Raw genomic sequence first — 22,224 nt, 5'->3', positions numbered from 1 at the left:
TCTTTACGAATCCATATGAAAATCGGAGAACTGGCATCCGCCACCGGCCTGAGCCGGGACACCCTGCGCTTCTATGAAAAGCGCGGCCTGCTGCTGCCCCGCCGCCGCGACAACGGCTACCGCGACTATCCGCCGGAAGCGGTGCAATGGCTGTGCTACCTGCGCAGCGCCCAGCAGCTCGGCTTCACGCTGGCCGAGATCGAGGCTGGCATGCCGCTGCTGGAATCGCCGGACGCCTCCGCCGCCGAGCTGCGCGAAGCCTTGCGCCGCAAACTGGCCGACATCGACGCCCGCATCGCCGCCCTGGGAACGCTGCGGGCCGAACTGGCGCGCGAACTCGAGGCGCCGGGCGCCTGCCCGCTACGGCAGTAGGAATTTGTTACAAGGACATGTCCGCGTGCTACTCTCCTGCCGCGTTAGAGTCATATGCGCCGGTGATGGGCGCGCTTAGAACAATTCGAGGAGAGATCACATGAAACGCCTGTTAGCCGCCGCCACCGTGCTGGCCACCCTTGCCCAAGCCGCCGCCGCCGGCGAGATCACGCTGTTCACCGACAGTAACTTCCGCGGCCCGCGCCTGACGGTCGACCGGGATGCCTACAACCTGGCCGACATGGGTTTCAACGATCGCGCCTCCAGCCTTGTGGTGCGCTCGGGCGTCTGGCAGGTGTGCGAGAACAAGGATTTCGGCGGCTACTGCGCCGAGTTCGGCCCCGGCGAATACCGCGAGCTGCCGCGCTTCAACGACCGCGTGTCCTCGGTACGCGAGATCTCGCGCGGCCGCGGCGGCTATGACCGCGATGACCGCCGTGGCGGCCCGGGCTGGCGTGGCGACCGCGACGACCGCCGTGATGACCGCCGCGACGACCGTGGCGGCCGCGGCGATGCCGTCCAGCTGTTCTCCGGCCAGCGCTTCGAGGGCCCCGCCGTCAGCCTGTCCGGCGACATCCGCGAACTGAACGACGTCGGCTTCAACGACCGCGCCGGCTCCATCGTCATCCATGAAGGCCGCTGGGAATTCTGCGAGCACGGCGACTTCCGCGGCCAGTGCGTCGTGTTCGGCCCGGGCCGTTATCCCTTCCTGGAGGGGATGAACAACCGCATTTCGTCGATGCGCCGGGTGCGTTAAAACTCAAGCAAAAATGCCGCTGCGGGGCGCCGCTTCGCCTTCTAAAAGGGCGCGTAGCGTAAAACGCAGCGGATAGATGCCGGCGGGCGGCTTTCCGAGCTCGCTGGCAGTGCTGGTCTTGTAGCGTAGCGGCGTCTTTTCGCCGTGCGCCGCGTAGATGTAGGCGCCGTTGCTGAGCAGCCCGGCGCCGCCGAACTCGATTTCCTCATCGGTCGAGAGGGCGACGACGCCGACGAAGGGCGTGCCGTCGGCCGTGGTGAAATCGGCGGCCACCGAGAGCGACACCGCATCGCGCGGGATCGTGTTGCGTTCCAGCGGACGAATCTCGCTCTCGTCCTGCTCCCAGATCGAAAAGGTGTCCAGGTCTGCGAGTGTGAGAGCCTCGACTGTTTTACGGGTTTGCAGGGTGATGTCCATGGCCATGCCTCCTTCGTGGGTATCACAGCAGTGTAGTTCGCAAGTTGCATTGATGCAATGTTTGTTGGATAGGCCATTGTTTTAGTTGTTGCGGGCTGTCAATGGTCGAGCAGGGGATCTGGCATCAAATGCTGTGGTTGCCGCCAGGGACTTGCCCATGCCCGAACAAACCCCCTCCCTCTTTTCCGACTTCACCCAGGCCACCCGGCTGCTGCGCCTGCACACGCCGCTCGGCCCGGACCGGCTGCTGGCCGAATGTGTCCGTGGCGAGGAAGCCATCACCGACACCTATGCGTTCACGATCAGCGCGCTGTCGCTGGATGCCGGTATCGGCTTGCGCAGCTTGGTGGGCCAACCGGCGCTGCTCGAACTGCTGACGTCCGGCGACGGCAGGCTGCGCGCCTTCCACGGCTTGCTGACGGCGGTGGAGCTGAACGGCGCCAATGGCGGCATGGCGCGCTACACGCTGACCCTGCGCCCCTGGAGCGCCTTCCTGGCCCATACGCGCGACAGCTGCATCTTCCAGGACTTGAGCGTCCCCGACATCATCGACGCCGTTTTCAAAACCTGGCAGGGGCGCGGACGGCTGGCGCCGGACTGGCGCTTCGACCTGGCCGATCCGGGCAGCTACCCGAAGCGCAGCCTGGCCACGCAATACCAGGAAAGCGATCTGGCTTTCGTCGAGCGCCTGATGCGCGAAGAAGGGCTGTTTTACTACTTCGAGCACGAGGGCGATGCCGAAAGTCCGGACCTCGGCAGCCACCGCATGGTCATCGCCGACCACAACGGCGCCTTCCAGCCCGGGACGCAGGCAAGCGTGCGCTACACCCAGCCTGGCGCCGTCATGAAAGAAGACAGCATGGACCGCTGGCGCTGCGAGCTGAAGCTGCAAACCAATGCCATTTCTCTGTCCAGCTGGGATTACCGGACGCTGGACCGGCGCCCGGTATCATCGGCCTCCGTGCACGGGGCGGGACCGGAGATGGCGATCCGCGACCTGCCGCGCCCCTACGCCTACCCGAGCCGCAGCCATGGCCAGCGCCTGGCGGACCGCCAGCTGGAATCCCTCGAAGCGCGCCGCGAAGTGTTTACGGGCGCCGGCACCGTGCGCACCCTGGCGCCGGGAACCACGTTCACGCTGTCGGATCACGCGGTGCACGACAGGGAAGACGAGGATGCGCGCAGCTTTGTCGTCATCCGTGCGTGCCACCTCATGCACAACAACCTGAGTGCGGAGATGAAGGCGCGCATCGCCTCGGGTCTTGGTGCGCCTCCCATGGCAGCCGACATGGAGATCCCTAGCCGGCCAGGCGAGCGTCCGCTGTACCGCAACCGCATCGACGCCATCCGTCACAACATCCCGTATCGCGCCGATTGCACCCTCCATCCGCGGCCCACCATCCGCGGCCAGCAGACCGCCATCGTGGTCGGGCCGGCAGGATCGGTGGTGCACACCGACCGCGACCACCGCATCAAAGTGCAGTTCCACTGGCAGAGCGGCATCGACAGCCACAGCCGCCTGTCTCACCCGAGCCCCGACGGGCACTCAGGCGCGCCGGGCGACGACAGCGCCGGCACCTGGGTCCGCGTCGCCACGCCGCTGGCGTCCATCGCCGGCGCCAACTGGGGCAGCCACGCGCTGCCGCGGGTTGGCCAGGAGGTGCTGGTCGACTTCCTGGAGGGCGACATCGACCGTCCCGTCATCATCGGGGCGCTCTACAACGGCGCCGGCGCCCGCGACGCCCAGCACAACACCCGCCACCACGGCGCCGGACCGGCGACCGGCAATGCGCCGGCATGGTTCCCGGGCGAAGCCGGCGCGCACGGGCATGCCGCCGTGCTGTCCGGCCTGAAAAGCCAGGCAATGCAGGCCAGCCAACTGGGTACCGGCGCCTACAGCCAGCTGGTGTTCGACGACAGTCCCGGCCAGGCGCGCGTGGCCCTGCAGCGGCACGCCGGCGCCCACCAGGGCACGGCGGAACTGAACCTCGGCCACCTGCGGCATCAGGTAGACAACCAGCGCATGCAGGCGGTCGGCTTTGGCGCGGAACTGAAAACAGCGCATGCGCTGGCCATGCGCGCCGGACAGGGCATGCTGCTGTCGACGGACCGCGCGGCCGGCGGCGCGCACATGGCGGCGCGCGAGGCGTTGGCGCAGATCGACGCCGCGCGCCAGCTGCAAGAGAGCCTGGCCGCGACGGCGCAGAAGCACAATGCGGTGCTTGCAGGGGAATCGAAGGCCATCGCCGGGATGCAGGACAGTGCTGATGCGATCAGCGGCACCACTGCCTGGCCGGCGCCGCAGCTGCAACTGTCCAGCCCTCTCGGCATCGTCGCCGTGACGCCGGCGGATGCGGTGCTGGCGGCCGGCGCCACCACGGCGATCTGCGCCGGGCAGGACATCAATTTTGCCGCCCAGGGCAACAGCTATCGCGCGGCGGTGGCGGGGATCGGCCTGTTCACGTATGGGAAAGCGAGTGCAAAGGACAAGCCGAATCAGGAGACCGGCATCCGCATGCACGCGGCTAGCGGGAAGCTCAGTAGCCAGAGCCAGGCAGGGGAAACGCGCCTGACCGCCGACAAGGGCATCGCCGTGGCCAGCGTCGCCGCCGGCGTGCGGGTGGTGGGCAAGCAGCATGTGCTGCTGACGGCGCAGGGCGCCTGCCTGAAGCTGCAGGGTGGGGACATCATGCTGCATGCGCCGGGGAAGGTGGAATTCAAGGCGGGCATGAGGGAGTTGGCGGGGCCGAAGGATGGGAGTGCGAGTTAGGCCCGCATCACCATGACGCAGCGCGCGAATGCATCCTCGTTGCCGATACAGAGCACCTTCGTATCGCGCTCGAGAACGTAATGCCGCCCCAATGCGAGCGAAGTGACGAAGGGTACGGCGCCGCAAGTACCGCAGGCAGCACCCACGCGCAGCACGTCTTCCTTGCCGTCCAGGTGGGACATGGTGGCCGTTACCTGCCCCATCAACTCCTGTACGCGGTTCGAGCGCAGGCCAGTGTCGGCGATGACCATATCAACCTTTACGGAGCTCATGTCCGCGCGCTTGAGAGACGCTTCCACGAGATTTCCCAGCAAGCTTGCATCGATGCGGCGGCTTTCGTCGACCGCGTTGTCGTGGCGGCCCTCCTCGATTGCCTCCAGTTTTGCAAACGCCGCGCCTTCGATCGACTGGGCAAACTGCGAGTCCGTTACCAGCACGCCTGCAGCGCCTTCACCGGGAATCTGGCCGCGTGGTTGGGAGGAGGTAAACAATGCATTACCCGCGAGCCATCGCGACACGGTTTCATCGCCAATCGTCGACGCACACGCCACGACCATCGTCATCGTCGGTGTGTTACTTACCCCGGCCATGTTTGCCAGGGCAGTGAAAATTGCCGACGGCGTCAGCGCGCCTGAATCGGCCAGATCCTTCGGCACGATAATCTGGTTTGCCGGCCAGCCGCATTGGGCGGCAAGTTGCTTGAGCCATGCGGTGGCTGCGTGGCGATGCGCGGCATTCCATTCGACAGGCAGTACCGGCACCAACTCCAGCACGAGTGGACTTTTAGCCTGAGGCAGTAAAAAGCCCGCAGCCTGCGACGCAAGCTCGCCAGTTACCGCACTGGCCAGGGTCAGGGCACGCCATTGCTCATCGCTGAACCACACCTCGGCCATTCCATTGAGGGCCAGCCAGTCGGTAATCTCTTCCCGCAAGACCTCATCCTGCGCCTCGCTGCTACGGACACTCAGGATGGGGAAACCATCATCGTCGACCAACTCTTTATCGAGATCGGCCCTCGCCTTGTCATTCGCAATGGCCGTGGCCAGCTCCTCGGGCGACGTCCCGTGCGGAAGACGCAGAGACGCGGCCATGATCGCCAATGAGGAAACTCGGGATAAGTCTGGATTTGCCTTTGCGCTGGTGGGTGCTGTCGCGCGCGCTTCAGCGGCTTTGCGCTGGGTAATCAATTTGTAGCCGACGAAGAACATGAGCACCAAAGCCGATGGCAAACCGAGCAGATATAAGGTCAGATCGCCCGCTGTCGGATTATGGCCGGGCGCTCGCCAATAGGAGATCGCGCCACCCCAGCAGGTGAAAAAGACGAACGCAGCAACGAAGCCAAACTTGAGCCAGTTGGGCATCCAGCGATCATTGATCATCAGGGCAGAGTCTGTCGGCATGGAAGCATTTACACCTTATCGATGGTTGTTTGCTGTCCCGCGATCAGCACAGCGCCGCAGGATGTCTTGTCACCGTCACGCGCGGCGGGTTTGCCGTCGACGATCAGGGTGGCGTCACCGCTGACGATTGTCACGGTGCCGTGTTTCGAGCAGCTGGCCTTGTCGCCGATGCGGGCAATGCCGACGCCATCGATATCGTTGTGCGGCGAGGCTTCGATGACGCTGCCGCCGTGCGATAGTTTGTCGCCGAGCCTTATTAATGATCCTGCCATGAAAACTCCATACATAGATAACAAAAGCTGCTCTCCAAGTTTGAATATTTAATAGTGACTTGGCGTAACTGATATGACTTGGCGCAAATTTCTCCTTTCATGGCGCGGTATCGTGACGCTTCGCCACTTGCGGCAACGTTCGAAAGGAGCTTATGCATGAACAATCTAAAGTTGCTGGTTCTTCTTGCCTTACTCAGTTCTCTGATGGGTTGCAGTAAATCCGTCCCAAAAGAGAAATCCGCTTATGTAGGCGAATGGCAGGACAAGAAAATGTACTTGTTGATTGCTCAAGACGGCTCTGTCAAGTACAAGCGCGTGAAGGATGGCGGGACGACTTCGATTAACGCTCCTCTTCAAGGTTTTGTTGGCGACAACTTTGAGGTTGGGGTTGGGCCGATGAAAACGACCTTTGTGGTCAGCAAGCCGCCGCATCGTGAGGGTGATGCGTGGAAGATGAATGTTGATGGTGTTGAGTTGACGAAGACCGATTGAAAAGTTATCAATGAATTAGCGTGACGGCTGGCGGACGCTGCCAGCCGACTATTCGCAGATAACTTGGGCCCGCCTTCATTGTTGTTGCATATCCCACTGCCAAATCGTCGCCCCGTATTGCGTATCGAAACTCGGCGCCGTATCGCCTCTCGAAAAATATCGACGTGAATCTAGTCTGGATGGTGCGAAGTAGAATCCGGGTTCAGTACATTTCTCGCCACCAGCAATCCTTGGCCCGTTCTCGACAGTTTCCACAATGTCGAGATCAGCCAATTTCTCGAACTCGCCCTCGATGGGCTCGACCAGATACCACTCAGAGGGCCGCTTTGTAAAAGCCTGGCGGGCAACGGCTGATGGTGCGAGATCAGGATGAGAGCCGTTCTCCCATATCACGTCATCATGCAGCAGCTTTGCATACTTCGATGTCGTAGCGAAATCGAACATTTTTTGTTCGTTAAACCAAAGGTCTTTCCTGCCAACGGCTGCCAATGCATCAAGTCCGAGTTCGTTGAAAGTATTAGCTTCACGTAGTTTGCGTCCCTCTTTTCCTGCCCATGCAAACTGCAGAGCGGCATGCGGGTCATCTTTCGATACATATATGCCAGTTTTTTCTGGAATAACATCGGTCGAAACAATAATGTCAGTATTAACATGAAATTTTGAAATAGTATCGAATTGAGTAACGTAATCAGGATAGCGATATGCAAACCCAAAATCATTCCAGCTAGATGACATGAAATCAGCCATAGTTTTATCTAAGGGTGTCGCCCAGTAGCTAATATTTTGAGTTGCAGTATTTAAAATTTCCTCTTCCGCAGGAGTCATCCAGTCTAATGAAAACTGCTGCAATGCGTATAAATATTCGCTTACTGCGGTCATACCGTAGACACCAGCTTCTCGTTCCGCAATGTTTTTCGCCAACGAAATTTGAAGATCTTTCAGATATGGCCATGCATAGTTCGACCAGTTTTTTGAAGTGTTTCTGACGCCCCAGCGTTTATCTACCAATAGTTTATCGCGCCTCTGAATTTGCGCTCTCTCCAAAATCGCCTCGACATCACCATTGATAAGATCAGTGACAAGCTTATGCAGCGTAATCAAATATTCCAACGATGAGTAATACAACAGCATCGCTGCTTGTTTTTTTCGCCAGGACGTCAGTTCTACGCTGAATATCATATTCCACCTTTGAGTGCTGTAGTTTGACCCGGAAGATTTGGCAAACCAATTTTTAAAGGAAGTCCTTCTCCATCGAATTCTGTATATCCCCAACCAGTGTCGAACGGCCCACTAATATTAGGGTGATTTATCTTTTCTCGAATGCAGAGATGGGTCGAGTCAAAATCTCTTACCTGCTCAGACGTCATCTTTTCCTTAAGGGCGTTAACTTGTTCCTGCGTGATCGGGTCGCCAAGAGCACCCGATTTTCCTGATTCTATTTCGTAATATAAAACCTTGTCATTGCGCACATCTTTTCTTTCCACATTAAATACGATCTGCTCTTCGCCACCTCTGAGAAAATGTCCAGTAAGCGAATTCTTTTTTTGACTCGCAGCTTTCCCTCGCCACACATTTAACGTCTCACCTGGCTTAATGTCGTAAACCACAAACTGGCCATCCAGATTCCAGTCCGGCCAGACCGCCAGATATTTCCTCCACGCCGCTTTTGGATCTTGGGCACTTTGGAGTTTTTTTAAATACCTCTTCGGTAACCCAGCACTCGCTCATAGCTCGACTATTTGGAGCAATAATTCTGTATAAACGAGCAGGGCCTTTTATTTTTTGTTTTACCAGCGTATTGAATGAACGAATGCTTTGGTCAGATAAAAAGGGGAACCTATCCTCATGGGGAATCCGACGTCCGGCAGAGTCGACCTTTGCACTTGCTCTTTTGACTTCGTTACGAATTTCGTCATCATCGAGGCCGCTGAAGAACTCCTCGCCTTCCTTACTCAGCCAGCTTGGTTTGTGCTTCCGCATCAACGCCACCGCCGCCGCCTCCGGCAAAACCCCGCGGTAGTGAATGTTCGAAACATTTACGATACCTTTTTGCTTCGCTAATACTTGCAGCTCTAGTCTTGCGATGACGATATCCAGCAAATCCTGCACTGGCTTGACTGCCTCCCCCAGCTTCCGGTCCGCCATCATTCGAATTTCTTTCACCTGCTTGAGCATGCCGACCGCTTTGCCGCTGATGACGGGCACATATTCGACCTTGCTGACGAGTCCTTGAATGACATCGATGCCTCTATCAAAGGCACGGATAAGCTCTCCGACATTGACCCTGGCGCGTACCGTCCTGATTTCATTCGCCAACCACTTGAACACTTCATCGACTTTGTGCAGGCTGAGATAACGTTGCACCTCTCTCTTTCGGAGGAACGTCACCACCCACGTCATGGCACTGTCCACAGCCTTGACCGCAGCCTCTCCGCCTTTGTGCCGGATAAAGGCGAAAAAGATCTTGAGAACGCCTTTGACCAGTGAGCCAAGGGTCGGAAACAAGCCGATGAGGGTCAACACCAAGGCGACCCAGTTCCACACATCCTTGGCGTCATGAACGAGCTTTTTGATATTCGCAATCAGGTCGCGCACGTCACACAACTGATCCACCAGCGGAATCATCGAGACCGCCGCGTCAAACATGATCTGTGCAGTGGATCGTTCATCGTTGAAGTCCCCTTCGAGGGCTTCCCAAAGCCATACGAAAGGGTTCGAGCTCGGTTCCTTTGCCTTGCTGGTGTCGTTGGTTGCCCACGCCAGCGCATCCACCATGGGCGTCGTTGCGATATCGGTCATGTCAAAGTTATCCTTTGAGGATGTCTTCGAGCTTGGGAGTTGTTTGGGGACGGATGGGCTGGCGCGCCTTGTACAGAACCTTCTTCACGGGCTTGTTCAGCACGTTCTCGTGGCGCGCTTTACCGTTCTTGTCCAAAGTTCCAGTCAGCACTGGTCCACCTGCAAAATGAATCTCGTACTCGGCTTCCGCAATACCTTCATTCGTCTCAGGATCGAGGTAGTGCAGGGCGATCCAGTGTTTTGCTTCCTCACTAAGATCGCCGGGCAAATTCATCAGGTTTGCAGCTTTGTTGCTCCCACCTTCAAACAAATGCTGCCCACCCTTCACACTAAAATTCCCCGGACAGGCAAACGTAATATCCCCACCCTGCAAAGTGACCGCCGCCTGCCCCGCCTGCAGCACGATCTTCTCCTTGGCCTTGATCTCGATGCTGTCGTTGACCGAAATGACCGTCACCGCCCCGTCCGCCAGAATCTCCAGTTGGTCCGTATGCGCCTGCAGCGACACCGGTCCATTCCCGGCAATGGCCTGGATCCCGCCGCCATGCGCGAAGAAGCCTGCGGCACCACCGGCAACGGACGACACCGTATGCGCCGCCGTCATGTGCAGGTCCGACTGCGTGGTCCAGTGCAGCTGCCGGCCGGCGTAGATCACGGTCGATGCCGGCGTCGCCCAGTTGATGCTGGCGGCCGAATCCATCAGCACGAGCGCCGATCCGAACTTTTCCACAGGCTGCGCGGCGTCCGGCTCACGCCCAGCTCCGACAGGTTTCAAAGCCACCTGGCCGCCTACCGCACCCGAATACCGGCCCTGAACCTGCGGGTCGATCTGTTCAATCAACCCGGCCTGCGCCTTCGCCGCCGCAGCACTGAACAAAGCCTGCTGCTGCGAAGCCGCCCCCGCCATCGCATCGTTCAGCGCCCGCGCGCCCTTGAACATCGACAGCGCCTCGGCCACATCCATCTGCGTCGATACCGCCGCGGCCCGCGCACTGGTCGACAGCAGCACGCCCTCGCCGCCGCGCAGCACCGCCCAGGCGTCGGTGCGCAGCTCGAAGCCGCTGCCGCGATAAAGCCCGCGCTGCGCCGACCCAGGCGGCTGGTCGACCAGGTAGCCAAGGTTCAGCTGTGTGGCCGCGCTACTGGTGGCGAGGCGCATGCGCAGCTGGCCCTGGGTGTCGTCGATCTGCCACTGGTTCCAGCCGCCGCGGTCGAAGCTATGCGTGTGGATGCCGGACAGCACGCCCGCGTGATCGACCCCGGCGTCGACGCCGGCCGCGAAGGGCGGCGGGTCCACTCCCGTGTAGAGCTGGGCGACGATGACCGGGCGGTCGATGTCGCCCTCGATGAAGTCGACCAGCACCTCGGTGCCGATGCGCGGCGTGAACTGCGTGCCCCAGTTCGGGCCCGCCAGCGCTTCGGCCACGCGCACCCAGGTACCGGACCGGTCGTCGCCCGGCGCGCCGCCTTCGCCGTCGCTGTTGTGGGCGATGCCGCCGGGGTTCGGGTTGCGCCCGCGCTGCCAGGGAAACTGGATCCTTACCTGATGGTCGCGCGTGGTGGTCGCCACCGCATCGGGCAGGCCGACCACCAATGCCGTCTGCGGTCCGGGCGCGGTGCAGGGCTGGGGCGCCGCGATTCCGGTGGGGACGATGGGAACGGTGTCGCGTACGCAGGCGAAGCTATTCCGATAGATGTCGTCTGCAAGACCAGAAGCACCGGCAATCCCCGCCGCCTGCAGGTTATTCCGCCCTTCATGCCGCACCCACAACACAACAAAACCGTTCTCGCCCTCGGGATAGCGCTCGTGCTGGACCAGCGTGAACACGTGGCCCGCCGCCAGCCGGCGCACCGCGCCCGCGCCTTCGAAGCGTTTGTTGTCGAGTTCCAGCGCCTGCAGCATCAGCTGGCTGTGGAGGTTGGCGGCCTCGCTGCTTGATGCGATACGCTCCCCGCTGCCGTCATGGATCGCCAATGCCGGCAGCTCGCCCGCATCCAGCTGCGATTGCTGCTCCGCGCCGGGCGCCATCAGCTGCGCCGGCTCCCAGCTGCTGATGCTGACGCCATTCGCAGCGATGTGGCGACGGGCGCCAAACATATCGATCGCATCGTCGGATTCGGTGGCGCGTACGCCGTGATAACGGATCGTGGCGCAGCCCGGCGTCGCCGGCGCCACTGCGCGACCGTCGAAGATGAGCAAACGATGACCATCGTCCCCATGCTCGAAGCGCCAGCTCAGCCCTTCGGACGCCAGCACGCGCATGAAGAAGGCCAGGTCGCTCTCGCGATACTGCGTGCAGATGGGACGCGCCGGCAAGGGCAGGCTCACATCGAAGTCGAAGCGAAGCTGCGGATAATCCATCAGCAGCTCGGTGACGATGTCGCGCGCGTTCTTGTCCTGGAAGATGTAGCTGTCGCGGCGCAGCGCCAGCAGAGATAAAGCCGGCTCCAGCAGCAGGCGGTAGCGCGCCACGCCGCCATCCGCGCCCAGCCAGGACGCCTGGGTGCACAGGCCATGCCAGGCGCGCCGGCTGCCGTCCGGCTGCAGCAGGCCGATGCCCAGTTCCTCGCCGATGAAGATAGACAGGTCGAGATCCGTCGACACGCTCAGCGCATCGATCTCGAAGCGGAACAACGCATTGACGCCCTCGAAGCCCGTGAAGCGCTCCACCACCAGCGCCTCGGGCAGCGCGCTGTCCTGGGCGCTCGTCAAGGTGATGAGCCGCGCGTGCTGGCTCAGTCCTTCGCCGAAGATGTTCCCCATCTCAGGCCGCCACCGCCAGCAGTTCGAGCTTGAGCTCCTTCATCCCCGACGGCACGTAGATCGCCACCGACTGCGCCTGCAGCATGCGCTCGTACATCTGCCCCTTCGCGTCGAGCACGAAGTAGCAGGTGTCGGGCCGCACCGGCACCGCGGCGGGCAGCTGCGGCGCGTACTGCAGGCGCACGCCGGGCAGGGCGGACAGCACGCACTTCTCGACGTCGTCCGGGGCGCCGACCTTGAAGCGCAGCGGCACCGTGTCGACCAGCTCCAGCGCCGGGATGTCGGCCGATACCGCGATGTAGAAGGTGGTCTTGTCGTCGATTTTTCCCGAGTCGAGCATGCCGTGGTGGTAGCTGGGCCGCACCTCGTTCAGCACGATGGCGAAGTACTTCGACGAGATCACGGTGTCGAGCAGCTCGCGGATGATCTGGTGGACTTTCAAAAAGGCCGGCCCCGGGTCGCTGTGCTGGTAGGGCGGCAGGTCCGCCAGGGTCCAGCTTTTCGAGAAGGTCATCAGGGCGCCGGCGGTGGCGAGCAGCTGTTCGTACAGGCGCTCCGGATGCAGATCGGGGTGGTGCAGGTAGTGCGTCAGCGCCGCACAGGCGCTGCTGGCCGTGTGCAGCAGCCAGAACGAGGACATGTCGCCGGAGCGGAACTCGATCACGTTGCGGCTCGGCTCGCGGTGGTGGCCGTACAGGGCGCTGACCTTGGCCTGCAACGCGTCCAGCAGGCGGCGCAGCTGCAAAAACAGCAGCGGCGCCGATCCCACCGACAGGCTGGGCGGCACGAAAACCGGATCGAGCTCGAAGCCGCCGGTGGCGGCGCGGCGCAGGCGCAGCAGCGGGAAGCAGGTATAGGCGTCGCGCGGTTCGGATTCGGCCACCAGGCGCACGGTCTTCTTCAGGTAGGCCAGGTGCGCCGGCGAGGCCTGGGTATAGAGGTCGGGCGTCTCCTGGTTGGCCTGCACGAAGCGCGCCGTGTTGCTGTCCTGGCCGGGCTGGGCGAAGTTGCCGCTGAACGGCTTCAATCCGGGCAGGGCGGCATAATACGTCACGCTCTGCTGCGGCGGTTGCAGTTGGCCCAGGTCGACCGTGGGCGGCAGCTCGTCCGGTCCGGGAGCGTCGACCAGTTCGCCGTCCTGGAAGCGCAGCGACAGCGCGAGGATGCGCAGCACGTTGCTGGATAGGGCGTCGCGGTCGATCTCCAGGCGCTCCACGCCCCATGCATACGGATGCACCGCGGCTATGCTCTTGTGCAGGCGGTGCTCGTGGTATTGGTCCTGGCGCTGGAAGTGCTGCGGACGCAGCAGCAGGCCCTCGCCCCAAAGTACCTTGCTGTTCATGTCGCCCTCCCTCCTGTCGAGTCCTCCACCATAGCTTTTTCGTGGCGTTCTTTTTATCGGAACCCCGATGGATCTTGCTCCCGGTCAATGTTTTGGTAGCGCAGGACCAACTGAACTATTTTTTCGCTGCCGTCTATGTAAGACTTTCCGCTCGATCACGGGAGGGATGCCGATGAAAGGGTTCACGCCTGGTTTATTCGACCGCCTGCTCGGCATACCGGCGCGTCACGCCGCCGGCGGCGCCACCGTCTCGCGGATCTCGGCCGACGACCTGAAGGACGCGGTGGCGCGCGACCTCGAGGCCCTGCTGAATACCCGCGCCGTGATCGACGAGGAGCTGCTCAAGGACTACCCGGAATGCAGCCGCTCGATCCTGAACTATGGCCTCAGCGACTTCGCCGACCGCTCGCTGTCCAGCCCCGCCGACCGCGCCCACATCTGCGCCTGCCTGGAAAAGGTGATCGGGCGCCATGAGCCGCGCCTGCGCAATGTGAAGGCCTCGCTCGAGATCCGGGAGGGCGCCGTGAACCGCCTGAATTTCTCGATCACGGCGCTGCTGGTGGCCAGCAGCTCGCAGGAGCCGGTCAACTTCGACGCCGTCTTGCAGCGCTCGACCCTCCAGTACAGCATCAGCAAGGCGGGACGCGCGGCAGCGGCACCGGCGGGTGCCTGAGGTGGAGCAGCTGCTGCCCTACTACGAACGCGAGCTGGGCTACCTGCGCCGCAACCTGCGCGACTTCGCCGAGCGCTATCCGAAGATCGCCGGCCGCCTCCTGATCAGCGGCGAGGTATGCGAAGACCCGCACATCGAGCGCATGATCGAGTCTTTCGCGCTGCTGAATTCGCGCATCGCCAAGCGCCTCGACGATGACTATCCCGAGTTCACCGAGGCGCTGTTCGAGGTGCTGTATCCGCACTACCTGCGGCCCTTCCCCTCGTGCTCGATCGCGCACATGGACGTGGCCAGCGCCGCCAAGCAACAGAGCGGCGCCAGCACCATCCCGCGCGGCACCCAGCTGAACACGCGGCCGGTGCGCGGCGCGGCCTGTACCTTCCGCACCGTGTACCCGGTCAGCGTGGCGCCGCTGGCGCTCACCGAGGCGTCCTTTTCCGCCATCATCCGCTGCCCGGAAGCGGTGCGCCTGCCGGGCGGCGCCGGCGCCGGCCTGAAGCTCACGATCGCCGCCACCGGCGAGCAGGCGCCCGGCCAGCTGCAGCTGCCGCGGCTGCGCATGTTCATCGACGGCGAACCCTCGTTCTGCGCGGCCCTGCGCGATGCGCTGTTCATGCGTACCGCCGCCGCCTGGGTCGAGGGCGAGCGCAGCGGGCGCTGGGTGCCGCTGGATGCGGTCCCGCTGCACACCGCCGGCTTCGACGACGAAGATGCGCTGATCGATTTCCCGGCCCGTTCGCATCCGGCCTACCGGTTGCTGACCGAGTACTTCTGCTTCCCCGAAAAATTCAATTTCTTCGACATCGACCTCCCCCTGCTTGCCGCCAGCCTGCCGCCGGGGACCAGGTCGCTGACCCTGCACCTGGCCCTGAGCGGCCTGCGCGCGGACTCGAACACGGCGCGCATGCTGGAGACGCTGTCGACGAACAACCTGCTGCTCGGCTGTACGCCGGTCGTGAACCTGTTCCGCACCAGGGGCGATCCGATCCGCCTGACCCATACCAGCGCCAGCTATCCGGTGCTGGCCGATGCGCGCCGTGCCTTCGCCTACGAGGTGCAGGCGATCGATTCGGTCTCGCTGGTGCGCCAGACGCCGCAGGGCGAAACCATCATCGCCTATCAGCCCTTCTATTCGCTCAAACATGCGCAGGCGCCGGAGAGCAGCGGCCATTACTGGGCCATGCGGCGCGACGAGACCCTGATCGACAAGAGCCCCGGTTTCGAAACCCAGATCACGATCGTCGACGTCGACTTCGATCCGGCCGCGGTGGAGACGGACACGCTGAACCTCGAGCTCACCTGCACCAACCGCGACCTGCCGTCCCAGCTCGCCTACGGCCAGAGTGGCGGCGACCTGTTCCTCGAAGGCGGCTCCAGCGTGAAAACGGTCAGCTTCCTGCGCAAGCCGACGCCTTCCTGGCGCTTCGAGCATGGGCGCGGCACCCACTGGCGTTTGATTTCGCACCTGTCGCTGAACCACCTGTCCCTGACGGCGGACGGCATCGACGCCTTCCGCGAAATGCTGGCTTTATATGACCTGCCGCGTTCGGCCTCCTCGCAGCGCCAGATCGCCGGCATTGTCGGCATCGAACAGAAAGCTGCCAGCGCCTGGCTGCCGGGGAATCCCTTCACCTGCCTGGTGCGCGGGGTCGAGGTGCGCTTGACCATCGACGAGGAAGCCTTCATCGGCAGCGGCATCCACGCCTTTGCCCACCTGGTCGAACGCTTCCTGGCCCTCTACGTGCATGCCAACAGTTTTACCAAGCTGACCATCGTCTCGCACAAGACCGGAGAGGAGCTACTCGCATGTTCGCCAAGAAGCGGCGATTCGAGCCTGCTGTAATCGAGCGCCTGTTCAAGGAACCCTGGCGCTTCGAATACTTCCAGGCGGTGCGCCTGCTCGAGCTCTGGCTCCGGCGCCACGGCCCGTCGCGGCTGGAGCCGGCGGCCGGCGATCCGGTGGTCAATGTGCTGCGCTTCCGGAATTCGATCTCGCACCGATTCCCGGCCAGCCAGCTCGAAGCCATCGCCAGCGAAACCCGCGACGACGAAGGCCTGCGCTACGTGCACGTCACGCCCGCCTTCATGGGCCTGCTGGGCTGCAGCGGCGTGCTGCCGGCCCACTACAACGAACGCATCGCCGAGCACGAGGTGCGCCACAAGGACGAAGGCCCGCGCGCCTTCCTCGACACCTTTTCGAACCGCTCGCTGGCCCTGTTCTACGAGGCCTGGCGCAAGTACCGCCTGCCCTTCAAATACCAGCTCGAGGGCAAGGACAGCTTCCTGCCGCTGCTGCTCGGCCTGGCCGGCTTCGGCAATGCGGGACTGCGCCGGCGCCTCGCGCAAGGGAAGAACGGCGAGGTGCTGGACGAATCGATCGGCTACTTCGCCGCCGCGATCCGGCACCGGCCGGCATCCAGCGCCCAGATCGCGCGCGTGCTGAGTGAATACTTCGGCCAGCCGGTGGCGGCCGAGCAGTTCGTCGGCCAGTGGTACGACGTGCCGCCGGCGCAGCAGACCACCCTCGGCGAAGCCAGCGCCATCCTCGGCGCGGGCGCGATGACGGGCGTGCGCGTGTGGCAGCGCGACCTGCGCCTGCGCCTCGTGATCGGCCCGCTGGACCGCGCCAGCTTCGACGCCTTTCTGCCCGGCGGCCTGGCGGCGCGCGCACTGCATGCGCTCCTGACCCTGTTCACCGGCGTGACGCTCGAATACGAAGTGGAACTGGTGCTGCGCGCGGCCGACGTGCGCGCGGTGACCATGAAAGAGGGCTGCAATATTGGCCGCCTCGGTTGGGACGCCTACCTGGTCGAGGGCACGCAGGCGCAGGACCGGCGCGACGTGCGCTACGAGCTGCACGCGCTCTAGGCGGCGCCGGCCTTGTCGTCGAACAGGCCGCTGCCGTCCCAGGTTTGCAGACCTGCTGCCGCCTGGCTCGAGACCGCCGTGCCTGCATGGCCCAGGCTTTTGACCAGGCGCGGGAAGGCGCGGCAATAGGTCGACTGCACCCCGGCCAGGCGCGCCAGCTGGGCATAAGTGAGAACCATCCCGTCCGGCAGCGCGCACAAGACCTGCGCAACCCGCTCTCGCCAGTCATCTGACCAGGCGGGCAGCTGCCGGCCCAGGTCGCGGATGCGGTCGCCGGGGTGGATGACGCCGCCGGCCAGCACGCGCGCCAGCACGCCGCGGCGCCTGCCGATCCGCGCCGCCACGCCGGCCTTGTACGCATCGAGGTAGCCGCAGGCTTCGCACTGGAACATCAGGCGCAGGCGGACCGCGTCGCCGATCTCCAGCACCGTGCCGGAGCTTAGCGACGAGGTATCGAGATCGAGCAGCAGGTTCTCGGCCAGCGCGTGCGCCGGCAGGGTCAGGTCGGTGTAGATGGCGGCGCTGGCCAGCAGCACCTGGCGCGGCGACAGCGGATCGGCGTGGCGGTCTCCAGCTACGCCTGTACCGTCCAGCGCTTGCATGGCATCGACCGCGATCGACCTGTCCGTCCGGGGGGGCCGGATCCCCAGCGCCTCTACATATCCAATATCCATGAGAGAAGTCTACCCGCGATGAGTTCGCTTGCGCCATGCCAGCGACAGCAGAAACAGACGAGCTAGTCTGAATGGGTATGCCCGATGGGTCTGCATCTTTCCTGGATGCACGCCGAGCATATCTCATTCGGAGAGCACGCCATGATTCGACAAGCACACCATGCGTTCAGTCCGTCCCGCCGCACCATCCTCAAAACCGCAGGTCTTACCCTCGGCGCCGGCATGCTGCCGCTCGCCTCCTCGTTCGGGCAAACCACGGCGAAACCGGCGCGCTACCGCCGCTACAATGCCTCCGGCTCGAAGATGGGCGCGCGCATGCTGGAAAGCTATGCCCGCGCCGTGCGCGCCATGCTGGCGCTGCCGCCCGAGGATCCACGCAACTGGTATCGCCATGCCATCGTGCATACGCTCGACTGCCCGCACGGGAACTGGTGGCTGCTGCCCTGGCACCGCGGCTACCTGGGCTGGTTCGAGCAGATCTGCCGCGAGCTGAGCGGCGATCCGCAGTTCGCGCTGCCCTACTGGGACTGGACCGCGGAGCAGAAGGTCCCCAGCGGCATGTTCAACGACGTGCTCGATCCGAACCACCCTGCCTACATACCGAATGCCCAGGAATTCGAAAACCGCCTCAAGACCGCGCTCGTGAACTCGGATTACTGGAGCTCGCCGGACGGTGTATTCAACCGCAATTCCCGCTACGGGCAGCTCCTGATCCGCAAATTCCGCTTTGCCGACGACATCATGTTCGACATCGTCGGCGATCCCTCCGGCCCGCTGTTCTACGAGCAGTCGCGCGCACGCGGGATCCGGCGCGAACAGCCGGCCTTATCAAGCGCCACCATCGACGCGGTGTCGAAAGCGACGATCGACGCCGCCCTGGCCGCGCCCGACTTCCAGACCTTCGGCAGCCTCAAAAGCGCGAACCACCACACCATGTCCGGCTTCAGCATCATCGAGGGCCGGCCGCACAATTCGATCCACCGCTGCGTCGGTTCGCGCGACTGCAATTTCATGGATGCCCAGGGCTTCATGACCAACTTCCTGTCGCCGGTCGACCCGATCTTCTTCCTGCACCATGCGAACCTGGACCGCCTGTGGGACGTCTGGACCCGCAAACAGCAGCTGCTCGGCCTGCCGGCGCTGCCCGGCGGCGCGGAGCTGCGCACCGACCTGCCGGACGACCAGAAATCGGCGGAAGAGAAGAACACCGATTACTACCGCTGGGCGCGCGAACCGATCCTGTTCTTCGTCGACGCCCAGGGCAGGCCGGTCAGCAAGACCCGCGCCGAGGATTACATCTGGACCGACGCTTTCGGCTACGACTACGAGCCCGGCACCGGCGAGGACGTGGTGCGGCGCGCCGGCAGCCAGCCGCGCCCCAGGCTGGCGGCGCGGCGCGTCTATACCGGCAAGGTGCAGAGCCGCCAGGTGCTCGGCACCCGGCCGGCCAGTGCGACGGTCCAGCTGCCATCCAGTGTCATCGGACAGGCCGCGGCGGCGGGAACCACGCTGGTGGCCAACATCACGCTGAACTTCGCGGAGATGGTCCACGACGCCTTTGTGGTGATCCTCAACGGCCCGGAGGATCCGTCGCAGGTCGAGCCGGGCAGTCCCTTCTACCTGGCGACCATCACCATGATCGGCGGCCACGGCGCCTGCGGGGCGCTGTCGTATGCGCTGCCGCTTGGCGACAAGCTGGGCCAGGCAGGCGCGGCCCAGGCCCTCGCCGCGGACGGTGCGCTGCGCCTGCGCGTGCTGCCGATGCACGCCATGATGGGGCACCATGGGATGGGGATGGACAATCCGGTGGAGCTGCTGGCGGTGAGTGTGGAGACTTACTGAGGCCGGATAAAAAACGTCGTCCCCGCGAAGGCGGGGACCCAAGTTCTGTTTGCGCTATCGAAACGCTTGCAAACTTGGATCCCCGCCTGCGCGGGGACGACGGTTTTAACGCTAGTGGCTTATGCCAGCGAAGCCAGCGCCTGATTGAAGGTCGCGCTCGGACGCATCACGGCTTTCACCTTGGCGTTGTCCGGCTGGTAGTAACCACCGATGTCGACAGCCTTGCCCTGGATTTCCAGCAGTTCCGAAACGATCTTCTGCTCGTTCTCGGCCAGGTTCTTGGCCAGCGGCGCGAAGTAGGCTGCCAGTTCGGCGTCCTCGGTTTGCGCGGCCAGTTCCTGGGCCCAGAACAGCGACAGGTAGAACTGGCTGCCGCGGTTGTCGAGTTCACCGGTCTTCGGCGACGGCGACTTGCGGTTGTCCAGCAGCTTGCCGGTGGCGGCGTCCAGGGTCTGGGCCAGGATCTTGGCCTTGGCCGAACCGGTCTTCAGGCCCAGGTCTTCCAGGCTGACGGCCAGCGCCAGGAACTCGCCCAGCGAATCCCAGCGCAGGTGGTTCTCTTCGACCAGCTGCTGCACGTGCTTCGGCGCCGAGCCGCCGGCGCCGGTTTCGTACATGCCGCCGCCCGCCATCAGCGGAACGATCGACAGCATCTTGGCGCTGGTGCCCAGTTCCAGGATCGGGAACAGGTCGGTCAGGTAGTCGCGCAGGATGTTGCCGGTCACCGAAATGGTGTCCAGGCCGCGGGCCACGCGCTCCAGGGTGTAGCGCATCGCGCGCACCTGCGACATGATCTGGATGTCCAGGCCGGTGGTGTCGTGATCCTTCAGGTAGGTCTTGACCTTCTTGATCACTTCATTCTCGTGCGGACGGTACGGGTCCAGCCAGAACACGGCCGGCATGCCCGAGTTGCGGGCGCGGGTGACGGCCAGCTTGACCCAGTCGCGGATCGGCGCATCCTTCACCTGGCACATGCGCCAGATGTCGCCCTTCTCGACGTTCTGGCTCATCAGCACTTCGCCGGTGGCGAGGTCGGTGATGTTGGCGATGCCGTCTTCCGGGATCTCGAAGGTCTTGTCGTGCGAACCGTATTCCTCGGCCTGCTGGGCCATCAGGCCCACGTTCGGGACGGTGCCCATGGTCTTCGGATCGAAGGCGCCGTGCCATTTGCAGAAGTTGATGATCTCCTGGTAGATACGGGCGAAGGTCGATTCCGGAATGACGGCCTTGACTTCCTTCAGGCGGCCATCGGCGCCGTACATCTTGCCGCCGGCGCGGATCATGGCCGGCATCGACGCGTCGACGATCACGTCGTTCGGCGAGTGGAAGTTGGTGATGCCCTTGGCCGAGTCGACCATGGCCAGCGCCGGACGGTGTTCCTGGCAGGCGTGGATGTCGCGGACGATTTCTTCGCGTTGCGAATCCGGCAGGGTGGCGATCTTGTTGTACAGGTCGGCCATGCCGTTGTTGACGTTCACGCCCAGGCTGTCGAACAGCGCGCCGTGCTTCTCGAAGGCGTCCTTGTAGAAGGTGCGCACCGCGTGGCCGAACACGATCGGGTGCGAGACCTTCATCATGGTCGCCTTGACGTGCAGCGAGAACATCACGCCGGTCTTGTGCGCGTCTTCGATCTGCTTCTCGTAGAAATCCAGCAGGGCCTTGCGGCTCATGAACATCGAGTCGATGATCTCGCCGTCCTGCAGCGCCACCTTCTGCTTCAGCACCAGGGTCTGGCCGCTCTTGGTCAGCAGTTCCATCTTGACGTCGCGCGCCTTGTCCAGGGTCATCGACTTTTCGCCGTGGTAGAAGTCGCCACCGGTCATGTGCGACACGTGGGTGCGCGAGGCCGGCGACCATTCGCCCATCGAGTGCGGGTTCTTGCGTGCGTATTCCTTGACGGCCTTGGGTGCGCGGCGGTCGGAGTTACCTTCGCGCAGGACCGGATTCACGGACGAGCCGATGCACTTGCCGTAGCGTGCCTTGATTTCTTTTTCTTCGTCGGTCTTGGGATCGGCCGGGTAGTCGGGCAGGTTGTAGCCCTTGCCCTGCAGTTCCTTGATGGCGTTGACCAGCTGGCCCACCGAAGCGCTGATGTTCGGCAGCTTGATGATGTTGGCGTCCGCTTCGAGGGTTTTCTTGCCCAGCTCGCTCAGGGTGTCAGGCACACGCTGCTCGGCCGTCAGGCGCTCGGGAAACTGGGCCAGGATACGGGCGGCGACCGAAATGTCGCTTTCCTGGATACGGATACCAGCAGGTTTGGTGAACGTGCTGACGACGGGCAGGAAGGCGTGGGTAGCCAGCAGGGGCGCCTCGTCGGTTAGGGTATAGATGATGGTCGGATCGCTGCTCATACGCTTTTTCCTCGGTGTTCGCGAAGGTAAGGGAAACTAATACTAAAATGACATCGACTGTCCTGGCTCGCGGGTCTGTGCCCACTGTTCAAGCGGTGATCCTAACCGATCTAACCCGAAGCTTGGCGCTTTTCGCCGCACCCTGAAACTTGTCGCGCGGCCAAGTCTTATATAAGACAGAAGACAAGCGCCATATTATGCACCGCTTTTCGGGCGGACACCACTTTTTCGCGCCGCGAGCCAATCGCGCGCCACAGCCCGCGCACCCGGCGCATCCTGCGACAACACGAGTCTGGCAACCAATCCGGAGGGTCACATGCGGTCCTGGCGCAGGCGTTTGCCCTTGTCGTTTTTGCTATCCGGCGTGCTCGGCGCCCTGTTCGCTGCCTGCGGCGGCGGTGGGGGCGGCGGTGCAGGCATGTCACCCCCGC

General features: G+C 63.1%; 18 protein-coding genes. 8 read left to right on the top strand and 10 right to left on the bottom strand.

What is annotated here, in order from left to right; genetic code table 11:
- Positions 1-15: 15 nt before the first annotated feature.
- Together LQV39_RS14495 and LQV39_RS14490 are read left to right on the top strand one after the other, a co-directional pair.
- Positions 16-372: a MerR family transcriptional regulator gene (locus tag LQV39_RS14495; RefSeq protein WP_230026838.1), complete on the top strand. Its 357-nt coding sequence runs from the start codon at positions 16-18 to the stop codon at positions 370-372.
- Between the two features lie 100 nt (positions 373-472).
- Positions 473-1,129, top strand: a complete 657-nt coding sequence (locus LQV39_RS14490; protein ID WP_230026837.1) for a beta/gamma crystallin-related protein — start codon at positions 473-475, stop codon at positions 1,127-1,129.
- Positions 1,130-1,132: 3 nt separating this feature from the next.
- On the opposite strand, the gene LQV39_RS14485 is transcribed toward LQV39_RS14490, so the two are convergent.
- Positions 1,133-1,546, bottom strand: coding sequence for a hypothetical protein (locus LQV39_RS14485; protein WP_230026836.1), 414 nt, complete (start codon positions 1,544-1,546; stop codon positions 1,133-1,135).
- A gap of 157 nt (positions 1,547-1,703) precedes the next feature.
- On the opposite strand from LQV39_RS14485, the gene LQV39_RS14480 reads away from it, so the two are divergent.
- Complete coding sequence (locus tag LQV39_RS14480) at positions 1,704-4,316, top strand: type VI secretion system Vgr family protein (protein WP_230026835.1); 2,613 nt, start codon at positions 1,704-1,706, stop codon at positions 4,314-4,316.
- On the opposite strand, the gene LQV39_RS14475 is transcribed toward LQV39_RS14480, so the two are convergent.
- A complete protein-coding gene (locus LQV39_RS14475) occupies positions 4,313-5,695 on the bottom strand; it encodes a hypothetical protein (protein ID WP_230026834.1) in 1,383 nt (460 codons plus the stop codon). The genes LQV39_RS14480 and LQV39_RS14475 overlap by 4 nt on opposite strands.
- Before the next feature lie 29 nt (positions 5,696-5,724).
- The gene (locus LQV39_RS14470; RefSeq protein ID WP_230026833.1) at positions 5,725-5,988 is read right to left on the bottom strand and encodes a PAAR domain-containing protein; all 264 of its coding nucleotides are present in this window, start codon (positions 5,986-5,988) and stop codon (positions 5,725-5,727) included.
- 156 nt (positions 5,989-6,144) lie between these two features.
- Between LQV39_RS14470 and LQV39_RS14465 the strand changes: the two genes are divergently transcribed.
- Positions 6,145-6,480: a hypothetical protein gene (locus LQV39_RS14465; RefSeq protein ID WP_230026832.1), complete on the top strand. Its 336-nt coding sequence runs from the start codon at positions 6,145-6,147 to the stop codon at positions 6,478-6,480.
- 75 nt (positions 6,481-6,555) lie between these two features.
- Here the strand turns inward: LQV39_RS14465 and LQV39_RS14460 are convergent, their stop codons facing one another.
- The 5 genes from LQV39_RS14460 to tssK are packed head-to-tail and all read right to left on the bottom strand — an operon-like array spanning position 6,556 to position 13,385.
- Complete coding sequence (locus tag LQV39_RS14460) at positions 6,556-7,659, bottom strand: hypothetical protein (RefSeq protein ID WP_230026831.1); 1,104 nt, start codon at positions 7,657-7,659, stop codon at positions 6,556-6,558.
- Positions 7,656-8,087: a hypothetical protein gene (locus LQV39_RS14455; protein ID WP_230026830.1), complete on the bottom strand. Its 432-nt coding sequence runs from the start codon at positions 8,085-8,087 to the stop codon at positions 7,656-7,658. Before LQV39_RS14455 ends, LQV39_RS14460 begins: the two co-directional genes overlap by 4 nt.
- A complete protein-coding gene (locus tag LQV39_RS14450) occupies positions 8,071-9,279 on the bottom strand; it encodes a hypothetical protein (RefSeq protein ID WP_230026829.1) in 1,209 nt (402 codons plus the stop codon). The genes LQV39_RS14455 and LQV39_RS14450 overlap by 17 nt, the downstream gene beginning before the upstream one ends.
- Before the next feature lie 7 nt (positions 9,280-9,286).
- Positions 9,287-12,043, bottom strand: a complete 2,757-nt coding sequence (locus LQV39_RS14445) for a type VI secretion system Vgr family protein (RefSeq protein ID WP_230026828.1) — start codon at positions 12,041-12,043, stop codon at positions 9,287-9,289.
- A gap of 1 nt (position 12,044) precedes the next feature.
- Positions 12,045-13,385: a type VI secretion system baseplate subunit TssK gene (gene tssK / locus LQV39_RS14440; protein ID WP_230026827.1), complete on the bottom strand. Its 1,341-nt coding sequence runs from the start codon at positions 13,383-13,385 to the stop codon at positions 12,045-12,047.
- Positions 13,386-13,557: 172 nt separating this feature from the next.
- Here tssK and tssE point away from each other — a divergent pair, with 172 nt between their 5' ends.
- The 3 genes from tssE to tssG are packed head-to-tail and all read left to right on the top strand — an operon-like array spanning position 13,558 to position 16,926.
- Complete coding sequence (tssE, locus tag LQV39_RS14435; protein ID WP_230026826.1) at positions 13,558-14,058, top strand: type VI secretion system baseplate subunit TssE; 501 nt, start codon at positions 13,558-13,560, stop codon at positions 14,056-14,058.
- Between the two features lies 1 nt (position 14,059).
- Complete coding sequence (tssF, locus tag LQV39_RS14430) at positions 14,060-15,901, top strand: type VI secretion system baseplate subunit TssF (protein ID WP_230027067.1); 1,842 nt, start codon at positions 14,060-14,062, stop codon at positions 15,899-15,901.
- Positions 15,865-16,926, top strand: a complete 1,062-nt coding sequence (gene tssG / locus LQV39_RS14425) for a type VI secretion system baseplate subunit TssG (protein WP_230026825.1) — start codon at positions 15,865-15,867, stop codon at positions 16,924-16,926. Before tssF ends, tssG begins: the two co-directional genes overlap by 37 nt.
- Here tssG and LQV39_RS14420 read toward each other — a convergent pair.
- Positions 16,923-17,528, bottom strand: coding sequence for an MOSC domain-containing protein (locus tag LQV39_RS14420; protein ID WP_230026824.1), 606 nt, complete (start codon positions 17,526-17,528; stop codon positions 16,923-16,925). The two genes, tssG and LQV39_RS14420, sit on opposite strands and share 4 nt — an antisense overlap.
- A 213-nt stretch (positions 17,529-17,741) precedes the next feature.
- Between LQV39_RS14420 and LQV39_RS14415 the strand changes: the two genes are divergently transcribed.
- Positions 17,742-19,442 carry a tyrosinase family protein gene (locus LQV39_RS14415; protein ID WP_230026823.1) on the top strand — a complete coding sequence of 567 codons (1,701 nt, stop codon included), beginning with the start codon at positions 17,742-17,744 and terminating at the stop codon, positions 19,440-19,442.
- Between the two features lie 119 nt (positions 19,443-19,561).
- Here LQV39_RS14415 and LQV39_RS14410 read toward each other — a convergent pair whose 3' ends face one another.
- Complete coding sequence (locus tag LQV39_RS14410; RefSeq protein WP_230026822.1) at positions 19,562-21,793, bottom strand: NADP-dependent isocitrate dehydrogenase; 2,232 nt, start codon at positions 21,791-21,793, stop codon at positions 19,562-19,564.
- Positions 21,794-22,224 lie beyond the last annotated feature (431 nt).

Origin of the sequence: Massilia sp. Bi118 (assembly GCF_918697865.1) — a bacterium.
Classification (GTDB): Bacteria; Pseudomonadota; Gammaproteobacteria; order Burkholderiales; family Burkholderiaceae_D; genus Telluria.
This window is presented reverse-complemented; position numbering and strand designations above follow the sequence as displayed.

Bases quoted from the DNA above. Each gene is read 5' to 3' on its own strand.
- LQV39_RS14495 (WP_230026838.1), top strand. From the start codon at position 16: ATGAAAATCGGAGAACTGGCATCCGCCACCGGCCTGAGCCGGGACACC.
- LQV39_RS14490 (WP_230026837.1), top strand. From the start codon at position 473: ATGAAACGCCTGTTAGCCGCCGCCACCGTGCTGGCCACCCTTGCCCAA.
- LQV39_RS14485 (WP_230026836.1), bottom strand. From the start codon at position 1,546: ATGGACATCACCCTGCAAACCCGTAAAACAGTCGAGGCTCTCACACTC.
- LQV39_RS14480 (WP_230026835.1), top strand. From the start codon at position 1,704: ATGCCCGAACAAACCCCCTCCCTCTTTTCCGACTTCACCCAGGCCACC.
- LQV39_RS14475 (WP_230026834.1), bottom strand. From the start codon at position 5,695: ATGATCAATGATCGCTGGATGCCCAACTGGCTCAAGTTTGGCTTCGTT.
- LQV39_RS14470 (WP_230026833.1), bottom strand. From the start codon at position 5,988: ATGGCAGGATCATTAATAAGGCTCGGCGACAAACTATCGCACGGCGGC.
- LQV39_RS14465 (WP_230026832.1), top strand. From the start codon at position 6,145: ATGAACAATCTAAAGTTGCTGGTTCTTCTTGCCTTACTCAGTTCTCTG.
- LQV39_RS14460 (WP_230026831.1), bottom strand. From the start codon at position 7,659: ATGATATTCAGCGTAGAACTGACGTCCTGGCGAAAAAAACAAGCAGCG.
- LQV39_RS14450 (WP_230026829.1), bottom strand. From the start codon at position 9,279: ATGACCGATATCGCAACGACGCCCATGGTGGATGCGCTGGCGTGGGCA.
- LQV39_RS14445 (WP_230026828.1), bottom strand. From the start codon at position 12,043: ATGGGGAACATCTTCGGCGAAGGACTGAGCCAGCACGCGCGGCTCATC.
- tssK (WP_230026827.1), bottom strand. From the start codon at position 13,385: ATGAACAGCAAGGTACTTTGGGGCGAGGGCCTGCTGCTGCGTCCGCAG.
- tssE (WP_230026826.1), top strand. From the start codon at position 13,558: ATGAAAGGGTTCACGCCTGGTTTATTCGACCGCCTGCTCGGCATACCG.
- tssG (WP_230026825.1), top strand. From the start codon at position 15,865: ATGTTCGCCAAGAAGCGGCGATTCGAGCCTGCTGTAATCGAGCGCCTG.
- LQV39_RS14420 (WP_230026824.1), bottom strand. From the start codon at position 17,528: ATGCAAGCGCTGGACGGTACAGGCGTAGCTGGAGACCGCCACGCCGAT.
- LQV39_RS14415 (WP_230026823.1), top strand. From the start codon at position 17,742: ATGATTCGACAAGCACACCATGCGTTCAGTCCGTCCCGCCGCACCATC.
- LQV39_RS14410 (WP_230026822.1), bottom strand. From the start codon at position 21,793: ATGAGCAGCGATCCGACCATCATCTATACCCTAACCGACGAGGCGCCC.